The 10,125-nt window shown below is 71.0% G+C and carries 12 protein-coding genes; 6 read left to right on the top strand and 6 right to left on the bottom strand.

All coding sequences use genetic code 11. The annotated features are described in order from the left end of the window. Nucleotides 1-178: 178 nt before the first annotated feature. The gene (locus E1293_RS06825) at nt 179-1,702 is read right to left on the bottom strand and encodes an amino acid adenylation domain-containing protein (RefSeq protein ID WP_243716065.1); all 1,524 of its coding nucleotides are present in this window, start codon (nt 1,700-1,702) and stop codon (nt 179-181) included. Between the two features lie 256 nt (nt 1,703-1,958). On the opposite strand from E1293_RS06825, the gene sbnA reads away from it, so the two are divergent. Together sbnA and sbnB are read left to right on the top strand one after the other, a co-directional pair. Then, nucleotides 1,959-2,924: a 2,3-diaminopropionate biosynthesis protein SbnA gene (sbnA, locus tag E1293_RS06820; RefSeq protein WP_132194976.1), complete on the top strand. Its 966-nt coding sequence runs from the start codon at nt 1,959-1,961 to the stop codon at nt 2,922-2,924. A 26-nt stretch (nt 2,925-2,950) separates the two neighbouring features. Further along, complete coding sequence (gene sbnB / locus E1293_RS06815) at nt 2,951-3,976, top strand: 2,3-diaminopropionate biosynthesis protein SbnB (protein ID WP_132194975.1); 1,026 nt, start codon at nt 2,951-2,953, stop codon at nt 3,974-3,976. Here sbnB and E1293_RS06810 read toward each other — a convergent pair. Then, nucleotides 3,967-4,794, bottom strand: a complete 828-nt coding sequence (locus E1293_RS06810) for a helix-turn-helix domain-containing protein (RefSeq protein WP_132194974.1) — start codon at nt 4,792-4,794, stop codon at nt 3,967-3,969. The genes sbnB and E1293_RS06810 overlap by 10 nt on opposite strands. A gap of 101 nt (nt 4,795-4,895) precedes the next feature. On the opposite strand from E1293_RS06810, the gene E1293_RS06805 reads away from it, so the two are divergent. Next, complete coding sequence (locus E1293_RS06805) at nt 4,896-5,645, top strand: SDR family NAD(P)-dependent oxidoreductase (RefSeq protein ID WP_132194973.1); 750 nt, start codon at nt 4,896-4,898, stop codon at nt 5,643-5,645. A 1-nt stretch (nt 5,646) separates the two neighbouring features. Here E1293_RS06805 and E1293_RS06800 read toward each other — a convergent pair whose 3' ends face one another. Then, nucleotides 5,647-6,072, bottom strand: a complete 426-nt coding sequence (locus E1293_RS06800; protein WP_279472981.1) for an NUDIX hydrolase — start codon at nt 6,070-6,072, stop codon at nt 5,647-5,649. 193 nt (nt 6,073-6,265) lie between these two features. On the opposite strand from E1293_RS06800, the gene E1293_RS06795 reads away from it, so the two are divergent. Next, on the top strand, nt 6,266-6,997 hold the full coding sequence (locus tag E1293_RS06795; RefSeq protein WP_132194969.1) for a dienelactone hydrolase family protein: 732 nt from the start codon (nt 6,266-6,268) through the stop codon (nt 6,995-6,997). 62 nt (nt 6,998-7,059) lie between these two features. On the opposite strand, the gene E1293_RS06790 is transcribed toward E1293_RS06795, so the two are convergent. Next, complete coding sequence (locus E1293_RS06790) at nt 7,060-7,521, bottom strand: nitroreductase family deazaflavin-dependent oxidoreductase (RefSeq protein WP_132194967.1); 462 nt, start codon at nt 7,519-7,521, stop codon at nt 7,060-7,062. Nucleotides 7,522-7,794: 273 nt separating this feature from the next. Beyond that, nucleotides 7,795-8,601 (bottom strand): SAM-dependent methyltransferase, encoded by an 807-nt coding sequence (locus tag E1293_RS06785; RefSeq protein ID WP_132194965.1) that lies wholly within the window; start codon nt 8,599-8,601, stop codon nt 7,795-7,797. Between the two features lie 227 nt (nt 8,602-8,828). Between E1293_RS06785 and E1293_RS06780 the strand changes: the two genes are divergently transcribed. Continuing rightward, the gene (locus tag E1293_RS06780) at nt 8,829-9,011 is read left to right on the top strand and encodes a hypothetical protein (protein WP_132194963.1); all 183 of its coding nucleotides are present in this window, start codon (nt 8,829-8,831) and stop codon (nt 9,009-9,011) included. 79 nt (nt 9,012-9,090) lie between these two features. On the opposite strand, the gene E1293_RS06775 is transcribed toward E1293_RS06780, so the two are convergent. Continuing rightward, the gene (locus tag E1293_RS06775) at nt 9,091-9,681 is read right to left on the bottom strand and encodes a Uma2 family endonuclease (protein WP_132194961.1); all 591 of its coding nucleotides are present in this window, start codon (nt 9,679-9,681) and stop codon (nt 9,091-9,093) included. Between the two features lie 148 nt (nt 9,682-9,829). Here E1293_RS06775 and E1293_RS06770 point away from each other — a divergent pair, with 148 nt between their 5' ends. Then, nucleotides 9,830-10,072: a Rossmann-fold NAD(P)-binding domain-containing protein gene (locus tag E1293_RS06770; protein WP_132194959.1), complete on the top strand. Its 243-nt coding sequence runs from the start codon at nt 9,830-9,832 to the stop codon at nt 10,070-10,072. Nucleotides 10,073-10,125: the final 53 nt, after the last annotated feature.

Here is a 10,125-nt window from a genome sequence, read left to right as displayed (position 1 = left end):
CCCTGTCACATGCCTCGCAATCCCCTCAAAAGCAGAACTTCGCCCGACCCATTGCTAACAAGAGTGACAAAACCGCCGGTCGAGACACCGCGATCAGGTATGCCGGACGCTCGCCGGATGACAAAGGTTGACAACCGAATCCGGTCATTCCGATTACGCTCGGTGAACAGTAAGGCCACTACCTGGGCGGGTACTCGTGCACCACGACCGCGGCGGCCCCGACCCCGGGGTGCCGCTGCAGCACCGCCTCGATCTCGCCCAGCTCCATCCGCACCCCGGCGATCTTGACCTGCCGGTCGACGCGTCCCAGGTACTGGAGGGTGGGGCGGTCCTCGCCCCCCGCACCCGGCGGCAGCAGCCGGACGGCGTCGCCCGTCCGGTACAGGCGGCCGGTCGGGGACGCGCCGAACGGGTCGCGGAAGAACGCCTCCCTGGTCCGCTCGTCGTCGCCGAGATAGCCGCGCCCGACGACCACGCCGCCGACGAACAGCTCGCCGGTCCCGTCCACGTCGCACGCCGCCCATGTGCCGTCCTCCTCTTCACGGAGTACGTACAAGCGCGCGTTGACGATCGGCGTGCCGATGGGGAGGCGCAGAAGGCCCAGGTCGGCGGCCGTCACGGTGTGGTGGGTGACGTCGTCGGAGCACTCGGTCGGGCCGTAGGCGTTGAGGAGCCGGGCGTGCGGCATGGCGTCCAGCCAGCGGCGGGACAGCTCGGCCGGCAGTTCCTCGCCGGTGGCGACCATCCATCGCAGGCCCGCCAACGAGCCCTTCCGGGGGGCCTCGGGGGTCGTCCCCCCAGCCTGCGGCGAGCCCGGGGCCAGGTCGTCCAGGAGGTGCCTGACCATGGTCGGGACCAGCTCGACGATCGTGATGCCCTGGTCGTCGACCGCGCGGGCGAACGCGACCGGGTCGTGGCCGGTCTCGTCGCCGATGACGTCCACCCGGCCGCCGAGCAGCAGCGGGCAGAGCATCTGCCAGATGGAGATGTCGAAGCCGAGCGGGGCGGTGAACGCGAGGACGTCCGCGCCGGTCATCCCCAGGTCGACGATCTTCGCCCAGAGGTGGTTGAGCATGCCCCGGTGCTCGACGACCGCGCCCTTCGGGCGGCCCGTCGACCCCGAGGTGAACAGCACGTACCGGGGCTGGTCGAGGCCGGTCAGGCGCGGCTCGCCCGGCCATGCCGCACGGCCCTGCGCCCTGGCCGCCGGGACCGCGCGGCAACCGGCCTCCGCGGCGCCCTCGAGCAGTGCGGGCGCGGTCTTCCCGACCGTGACCAGGATGGACGCGCCGGCCTGGTCGAGGACGTCGCGGACGCGGCCGGCCGGCCAGGTGCCGTCGGCCGGGACGTAGAGGGCGCCGACCAGCTCGATCGCGAGGAACGCGGCGACGACGGACGCGCAGCGCTCGCCGCCGACGCCGACGACCGTGCCGGGCTCGACGCCCTCGGCCAGCAGCAGCGCGGCGAGCCGGCGGGCCTCCGCGGCCAGCTCCGCATAGGTGAGCGAACGGTGCTCGTCGGTCACGGCGGGACGGTCGCGCTCGGCCGCGAACCGCTCCACCCGGGTGATGACGGGGTCGGCGAGGTCGACGTCCAGCTCGCGGAGCATCCCGAGCCGCGCGGCCAGCTCGCGGGCGCGCGCGGCCTGCTCGGCGGACACCTCCAGGGCGGGCAGCCCGGCCGGGGGGAGCAGCCGGTCCACGGCGGGTCCACGAGCACTCATCATTACCCTCCGTGATGCAGAACGTCTCCGCTGTAACGGCTTTACAAGCGCGGCCATAGCTTATGTCCGGGGTCCGCCGGAAGCACCACGCATTCTGCCCTACCGACTGGTAATCAAGGGTTGCGGCAGCAAGATGCACGAAGTACCGTGATGCTTCGCCATGGCTCTGGCGTGAAGCCCGCGGCGAACTTCGGGGGAAGATGAGGGAATTGCTTCTTCATTTCAGGATGGACGCGTGCCGATAATAACCTCGCCGCAGGATTTCAATGTCGACGACCTTTACGTCGATCTGCGGCATGTCATCGAGCGGCCGCTCTACCTCAAATGCGAGGGCTTCAATTTCGCCGGCTCGGTGAAGCTGAAGGCGGCCGCGGCGATGGTGGAGGCGGCCGAGCGGGAGGGCGCGCTCACCCCGGACTCGATCATCGTCGAGTCCTCCTCCGGCAACCTCGGGATCGCGCTCAGCCTGATCGCCGCGAGCCGCGGACTGCGGTTCGTGTGCGTCACCGACCCGCGCTGCAACCCGGCGTCGATGCGGGTCATGCGGGCGCTCGGCGCGGAGGTCCGCGTCGTGTCCGGCACGGACGCCAACGGCGGCTACCTCGGCGGGCGCATCGAGTACGTCCGGGAGCTGTGCGCGTCCGGCGGCGAGTACGTGTGGCTGAACCAGTACGCCAACCGCAACAACTGGCTGGCGCACTACCGCGGGACCGCTCCATCGATCGACCGCGAGTTCCCCGACCTGGAGGTTCTCTTCGTCGGCGCCGGGACGACCGGCACCCTGATGGGCTGCGCCCGCTACTTCCGCGAGCACGACCGCCCGGTCACGATCGTGGCGGTGGACGCGGTCGGCTCGGTCACGTTCGGCGGCGTCCCCGAGCGGCGGATGGTGCCCGGCCTCGGCACCAGCAGCAGGCCCGCGCTGGTGGACGAGTCGTACATCGACGACGTGGTGCACGTCCCGGAGACCGACACGATCGCGGCCGTGCACGCGCTCGCGGCGCGCGGGTTCCTGTTCGGCGGCTCCACCGGCACCGTCGTGTCGGGCGCGTCCCGCTGGCTGGACGAGAAGTACCCCGGCGAGGACCCGGTCGCGGTCGCCATCGCCCCCGACCTCGGCGAACGCTATCTTGACTCGATCTACGAGGAGGGCTGGCTGCGCCGGCACTTCGGCGACCCGGCCGCCTTCCTCGGCGACTGATCATCTAGAAATCACGGAGTTTCCCCATGAGCCAGCCCCCCGCATTCGCCGTGATCTCCGGCGCCCAGGTCCACGACGCGGTCGCCGGGCGGGAGGCGGAGGTCACCCGGATGGTCGAGGCGGCCTACCGGCTGCACGGCGAGGGGCTCACCGTCAACCCCGACTCCTACTTCCTGCGGTTCCCGGACCGCCCGTCCGACCGGATCATCGCGCTGCCCGCCTCGGTCAAGGGCGGCGTCGGCGTGCACGGCATCAAGTGGATCTCCAGCTTCCCCGGCAACGTCGCGAACGGCATCCCGCGCGCCTCCGCCGTGCTGATCCTGAACGACGCCGAGACGGGCTACCCGTTCGCGTGCCTGGAGAGCTCGATCATCTCCGCCGCGCGCACCGCCGCGTCCGCCGCGCTGGCCGCCGCCACCCTCGCCGGAGCCCGCGGCGCCCGCCCGCGCCGCGTCGGCTTCATCGGCGTCGGCCTCATCGCCCGCTACATCCACACGTACCTGGCGGGCAACGGCTTCACTTTCGACGAACTCGGCGTCCACGACCTCTCCGCCTCGCACGCCGAGGGCTTCAAGGGCTACCTGGAGCGGTCGGAGAAGGGCGAGATCACGGTCCACGCGTCGGCCGAGTCGCTGATCCGCTCGTCCGACCTGGTCGTCTTCGCGACCGTCGCAGGCGAGCCGCACGTGCAGGACCCCGCCTGGTTCGCGCACGACCCCCTCGTCCTGCACGTGTCGCTGCGGGACCTCTCCCCCGAGATCATCCTGTCGTCCTGCAACGTCGTGGACGACGTCGAGCACTGCATGAAGGCGAACACGTCCCCGCACCTGGCCGAACAGCAGGTCGGCCACCGCGACTTCGTCGCCGGCACCCTCTACGACGTCCTCACCGGCAAGACCACCCCGCCGGCCGGCAAGCCGGTCGTGTTCTCCCCGTTCGGCCTGGGCGTCCTGGACCTGGCCGTGGCGAAGTACGTCTACGAGCAGGTCTCTGCCTCCGGCGCCCTGAACACCGTCCCCGACTTCTTCCACGACATGAAGCGTTACGGCTGACGCCCGGTGGCCGCGAGCGAACCGAGCAGCGCGAGCGCCGCACTGCTCGCCGACCCCGGCTCCGCGTGGTAGACGACCAGTTCCTGCCCCGGGCTCGACCGGACGTCGAACGTCTGCATGGTCAGCGTCAGCGGCCCGGCCTCGCGGTGCTGGAACCGCTTGCTCTCCAGCGCCTTGCCGCGGGCGTCGTGCATCGCCCACAGCTCGACGAACTCGGGGCTGCGCTCCAGCAGCTCCGTGAGCACCCGCCGCATCCGCGGGTCGCCGGGCGCCTCGCCGTACCCGAGCCGGAAGCCGGCCACGCTGTTGCGGGCGACCTCCCGCCAGTCGCGGTAGAACGTCCGCGCCGCCGGGTCGGTGAACACGACGTGCATCAGGTTCCGCGAGTGCGCCCAGTCGTGGAACAGCGCGTCGGCGAGCGCGTTCGACGCCAGGACGTCGTAGGCGCGGTTGTAGACGATGGCCGGGTTGCCGGGCCAGGCGTCCATGAGCTGGAGGAGGCTCGGGTCGACATGGTCGGTGCCGACGGCGGCGCGGGCGCGGGGGCTGAGCCCCGCGAGGCGGAACAGGTGCGAGCGGCCGTCCTCCGCCAGCCGCAGGGCCGCCGACAGGGCGTCGATCACCTGCGCCGACGGCGTCCGCTCCCGCCCCTGCTCAAGGCGGACGTAGTAGTCGACGCTGACGCCGGCCAGCATCGCGACCTCCTCACGCCGCAGCCCGGGGACCCGCCGGAGGCCCACGCTGGGGAGACCCACCTCGTCCGGCGTGACCTGGGCTCGCCTGGCCATGAGGTAGGCGCCGAGATCGGTACGCGTCATGCCGCCATGCTAGGTCGCGGCCAGGCCCGCTCACTGGGTGCGCTGCTCCCAGGAAGACCGCGCCCTGCCACATCTCCTCCGGCCCGGCCAGTCTCGTGGACATGCCAACGAATCAATCCTGGGACCTCACCGGCCGCGTCGCCGTCGTCACCGGCGCCGCCCGGGGCATCGGCCGCGCGACGGCCCTCCTCCTCCGCGACCGCGGCGCCCGCCTGGTAGTCACCGACCACTCCGAAGCGGTCGGGGACCTCGCCGCCGACGACGTGGCCCCCCTCGTCGGCGACGTCGCCGACGAGGACCTGGCACGCTCGACCATGCGACTGGCGCTCGACCGGTTCGGGCGGCTCGACATCCTGGTCAACAACGCGGGCCGCACCCTCAACAAACCCGTCACCGAGACGACGGTCGGCGACTTCGAGGGCATCCTGCGCGTGAACGCCCGCGGCAACTTCGTCCAAGCACGCGAGGCGTTCCGCGTGATGGAGTCCGCCGGCGGCGGCGCGATCGTGTCGGTCGCCTCGGTCTCCTCCGTCGTCGCCTTCGAGACGCAGACGGCCTACGCCGCGTCCAAGGGGGCGCTCGCCCAGATGACGCGCGTCCTGGCGATCGAAGGCGGCCCCAAGAACATCCGCTCCAACGCCGTCCTCCCCGGCGTGATCGACACCGACATCATGGAGGGCGTGGTCGAGAACGGCCGCGAGATGCTCGCCTCCTTCGGCCCGGCCCACCCGATCGGCCGCATAGGCCGCCCCGAGGAGGTGGCCGAAGCCGTGGCCTTCCTGGCGTCCGACGCGTCGAGCTTCATCACCGGCGCACTCGTCGCCGTCGACGGCGGCTGGACCGCCCAGTGACTCACAGCCCGATGTTGGCCTTGGCCCCCATGTAGGAGCCCGCGCCGGGGAATCCGGCGCGGGCCAGCTCCGCGAACCGCGCACCGAACCCGAGCCCCGCCAGCTCACCGAGCGGCACGAACGTCACCCCGCGGATCGGCCTTGAGTCGGCACCCGCGACCTCGCCGACGACCCCGCCGACGCGGCGCGCCTCGAAGGTGATGTGGACGACGTCCGCCGGCAGGTGATCGCAGACGTACAGCAGCCGCCCGACCTCGACCTCGACGCCGGTCTCCTCGCGCATCTCCCGGACCAGCGCGTCCGTGAGGGTCTCCCCAGCCTCGACCTTCCCACCGGGCAGCGACCAGGACCGTCCGCCACCGGTGTCCTGGTCGAGCAGCAGAACGCGCCCGTCCTCGACGACCACCCCGGTGACCCGAACCCGCACAGCCCCGCAACCTACCGGCCCCGGCACCCGAGCCGGACGCACGCACACCGCGTCGTGATAGCTTCGGCGGCGCCGTGCACCAGTGCGCAACTTGAGGAGGTGAGACCGATCAACGCTTCGACAGGTCGGGGCTCCCTCCCTTGCATGGCCTAGGGAGCGCCCGCAGAAGGCATCCCGAAAGGCGTGAACCGCCATGCGCTTCACCTCTCAGACGTCGTCCGACGGCGTCTCCGAACAGCTCTTCACCCTCGGCGAGATCCCCGGCGTGCTGTGGACGCCGGAAGGCGCCGCCGATGCCCGCCCCCTGATCCTGATGGGACACGGCGGCGGCCAGCACAAGCAGGCCCCCGGCGTCCTCGCCCGCGCGCGCCGCTTCGCCGCGGACGGCGGTTTCGCGGTCGCCGCGATCGACGCGCCCAACCACGGCGACCGGCCGAAGGACGAGCGGTTCGTCCAGGCCACGACCGAGTTCCGGACCCGCATGGGTTCCGGCGAGAACCCGGCCGCGCTGGTCGCCGCCCTGCACGAACTCGTGGCCGGCCAGGCCGTCGCCGACTGGCAGGCGGTGATCGGCGCGGTCCAGGAACTCGACGGTGTGGGGGCCGGCCCGGTCGGCTACTGGGGCGTGTCGCTGGGCTGCGGGCTCGGTGTGCCGCTGCTCGCCGCGGAGCCCCGCGTCCGCGCCGCGGTGCTGGGCCTGCTCGCCGTGGACGGACTGGCCGAGACCGCCGCCCAGGTCACCGCTCCGGTGCGGTTCCTGCTCCAGTGGGACGACCACCTGGTCTCCCGGGCGGGCGGCCTGGCCCTGTTCGACGCCCTGGCCTCGTCCGAGAAGACGCTCCACGCCAACCCCGGCAAGCACGGAGACGTGCCGCCGTTCGAGACGGACAGCGCGCTGCGCTTCTTCGCCCGCCATCTCGGCTGACACCCGGTTCGTCGACGCGCCGGCCGGGATCCGTTCCCGGCCGGCGCCGGCGGGCGGTCGCGTCAGCGCGGCGTGAGGCGGACGACCGGGTACTCGCGGTCGGACTTGCTCTGGTACTTCGCGATGCGGGGCTGGGCGGTCGCGATGCGCTGCCAGGCCGCGTCGCGCTCGGCGCCCTCCAGGCGGTGCGGTGTGATCGGGGCGGCTTCGTAGCCGGGGAGTTCGATCGTCGCCTTGTCCGCGTTCGCCATCAGGTTGACGAACCAGTCCGGGTTCTGGCTGCCGCCGCCCGACGCGACGACGAGGCGGCCGTCGCCGTCGTCGGCGAACCACGCGACCGGGGTCTGCCGCGGTTCGCCGGTCCGGCTGCCCACGGTGTTCAGGATCAGCACGTCCATGCCCATGAAGGTGCCCTTGCCGCGCCGGACCTTGCGGTTCATGCGGGCGTTCATGCGGTGCTGCATCCACCGCGAGAACGCCCCGGGCGTCCCGCCCTGGCGCCCGCTCGTCTTCTGGTCGCTCATCGGTTTCTCCACTCGGTCGGCCTGACATCCATTGAGGTCACGCTAGGTGCGGTCCGGATACGGGCGCTTCTCGATTCCTGACCGCTTCCAACGCCGCGTCGCCGCAACCGGCACGCGCCGCCCTTCTGCGGGAGGCAGTGAACGGCCTGACCGGCGAGGGACGGGATGGCGAGGCCCCGCGGGCGAAGAGGGCGGTCCGGCGGCAGATCGCCGGGGCCGTCCGCATGATTCTTGGTGAGCCGGCCGCGGTGTCCCCCGCGGCGGCGGACGGCGTTAGGGCTTGCGGGCCACGGCGGCGTACATGTTGGTGGCGGTCTCGGGGAGGGGCTTCTCGCCGGGTGCGGGGCGCCAGTCGGGCATGGGGACGACGCCCGGGTCGAGGAGTTCCAGGCCGGTGAAGAGGCGTTCCACTTCGGCGTGGTCGCGGAGGTACATGGGGATGCCGTTGCTGGTGTAGTCGTCGGCGAGGCGCTGCGACTCGGGGGCCAGGTCGCCGGTGGGGATGGTGATGGCGAGGTAGCTGCCCGGGACGAGCGGAGCGACGAGCGCCTCGACCAGGCCCTGGGCGTCCTCCACGAACTGGAGCATCGCGATCACGGTGAGCGCGACCGGGCGGGACAGGTCGAGGACGTCGCGGAGGGCGGAGTCGCCGAGGAGCGTCTCGGCCGAGTGCATGTCGGCCGAGATGTAGGCGGTGCGGCCCTCGGGCGTGCTCGTCAGCAGCGCACGCGCGTGGGCGAGGACGATCGGGTCGTTGTCGACGTAGACGATCCGCGCGTCCGGTGCCACCTCCTGGACCACCTCGTGCAGGTTCGGCGAGGACGGGATGCCGGTGCCGACGTCGATGAACTGCCGTACCCCGAGCCGGGCGAGTTCGCGGCCCATCCGCTGCATGCAGGCCCGGTTGGCGATCATCGAGGTGCGCAGGCCCGGCCAGTTCGCCAGGACCGTCGCCGCGGTCTCCCGGTCGGCGGCGAAGTTGTCCTTGCCGCCGATGATGTAGTCGTAGACCCGCGCCGAGTGCGGCCGGTCGGTCTGCAGGTCGGTCTCGTCGATCCGGTCCCGCGGCGCGTCCGACATATGTGGGGTTCCGCCTTTCGCTCGTGCCCGTCAGTGGATCACTCTAGCTTCGGACCGCTCCATCGGGTCGCGGTTCGGACACGCCGGCGGAAGATACGGCGGCGGCGCCCGGCGACCGTGCACGCGGGCTAAAGAAGAGTGCACTCCCCCGTAACGACATCAACGTCGCCGCCCTGCACCCTCGGATGTAGAACGTCGTCGGGGAAACAGAGCGCAAGGAGAAGCGGATGCGGATCAAGAAGGCGATCACGGTGGTGCTGCTGGGCGGTGCGGCGGCCCTCGGCGGGCTCGTCCTGGGCGCCGCGAGCGCGAGCGCCGACACGAGCCCCAGCGGCCATCACGACAACATGGCACCCGCCGGCCACGATTGGGCCGACGTCGCCCCCGCCGGTCACATGTGGGCCGACTGAAGGGCAGCACCGGCCAAGGCCCGGAACAGTGACTCCGCAGGACGGCGGGCCACTGTCCGGGCCCATCGGCTGACCAGGATCAGGCGAACGCGGCGGTGTCCAGCTCGATCCCGAACGGCTCCGGCAGCGGCAGCGTCTTCCCGATCGGCACCTGGTCAGTGTGCCCGTAGTCCTTGCCGTCCGGCCCGCTGAAGAGGACCACTCTCTCTTCGTCGCGGTCTACCAGCAGATAGTAAGGGATTCCTGCCCGCGCATAGCCGGTGCGCTTCGCCTCTCTATCCTGTCCCGGCCTCGTCGAGGTCACCTCAACCACCATGACGATCCCGTCACCGGCCACGGGCATCCACGAGGCTGCTCGGTGGAACGGATCAGCCTCTGGGGAGATGAAGGTGATGTCCGGGATCACATGATTGTCTGGCTGCCCGTCGGCACCCGGGAGCTTGAGGCCCTTGTTGCAGGCGCACTCGAACTCGGTCGCGGTGTAGCGGATGACCTGACGGATGATCTTGGCGATGCATCGCTCATGGTCGCCAAGAGGGGGTGGGGTCACGACGATCTCTCCGTCGATCAGTTCGGCTCGGAAGCCCTGGGGGGTGTCGAGGGCGAGGAAACCTTCCAGGACAACGTCGGCGTTGCCGTGTGACAGAGGCTCTTGAACCATCGCAGTCATGCTCTGCTCCTTTCCTCGCGAGCGAGTCTATGAGCAGAGCGCCACCCTTCACATACAGATCGTAGTCATCGAGCTTTATGCTCCCAGCGTACGGGCCTGGAGCTCCTGGAGGGCAGATAGAACGGGCGCGAGTGGGCACGGTTTGGCTATGGATGAGCGAGAGGGCAGGCGTGGGGACGTCCAGGAGCTGTCGGACTTCGAGCTGACCGTGTACGAGACAGTGGCGGAGATCGACAAGGAGCGCGGGGCGGCCGACTTCGAGACGATCGGGACGCTCGTCGAGGCGCCCGAGGAGGATCTGTGGGCCGCGCTCGGGCACCTAGTGTCGATCAACCACCTGCATTCGACCAGCAAGGGATACGTGCTCGGGCCGCACGACTGGGCGCCCTGATCGTCCCGGTGGATGGGAACGTCCGTGAGGCGGGCGCCGGGGGGCGCGGCATG

Source organism: Actinomadura darangshiensis, from assembly GCF_004349235.1.
Lineage (GTDB): Bacteria > Actinomycetota > Actinomycetes > Streptosporangiales > Streptosporangiaceae > Spirillospora > Spirillospora darangshiensis.
The sequence above is the reverse complement of the archived record's forward strand: the minus strand, read 5'-3'. Positions and strand labels throughout refer to the sequence as shown.

Coding starts and splice junctions, on each gene's coding strand:
- E1293_RS06805 (WP_132194973.1), top strand. CDS start 4,896: ATGCCAACGAATCAATCCTGGGACCTCACCGGCCGCGTCGCCGTCGTC.
- E1293_RS06770 (WP_132194959.1), top strand. CDS start 9,830: ATGGATGAGCGAGAGGGCAGGCGTGGGGACGTCCAGGAGCTGTCGGAC.
- E1293_RS06785 (WP_132194965.1), bottom strand. CDS start 8,601: ATGTCGGACGCGCCGCGGGACCGGATCGACGAGACCGACCTGCAGACC.
- E1293_RS06810 (WP_132194974.1), bottom strand. CDS start 4,794: ATGACGCGTACCGATCTCGGCGCCTACCTCATGGCCAGGCGAGCCCAG.
- E1293_RS06780 (WP_132194963.1), top strand. CDS start 8,829: ATGCGGATCAAGAAGGCGATCACGGTGGTGCTGCTGGGCGGTGCGGCG.
- E1293_RS06790 (WP_132194967.1), bottom strand. CDS start 7,521: ATGAGCGACCAGAAGACGAGCGGGCGCCAGGGCGGGACGCCCGGGGCG.
- sbnB (WP_132194975.1), top strand. CDS start 2,951: ATGAGCCAGCCCCCCGCATTCGCCGTGATCTCCGGCGCCCAGGTCCAC.
- E1293_RS06795 (WP_132194969.1), top strand. CDS start 6,266: ATGCGCTTCACCTCTCAGACGTCGTCCGACGGCGTCTCCGAACAGCTC.
- E1293_RS06775 (WP_132194961.1), bottom strand. CDS start 9,681: ATGACTGCGATGGTTCAAGAGCCTCTGTCACACGGCAACGCCGACGTT.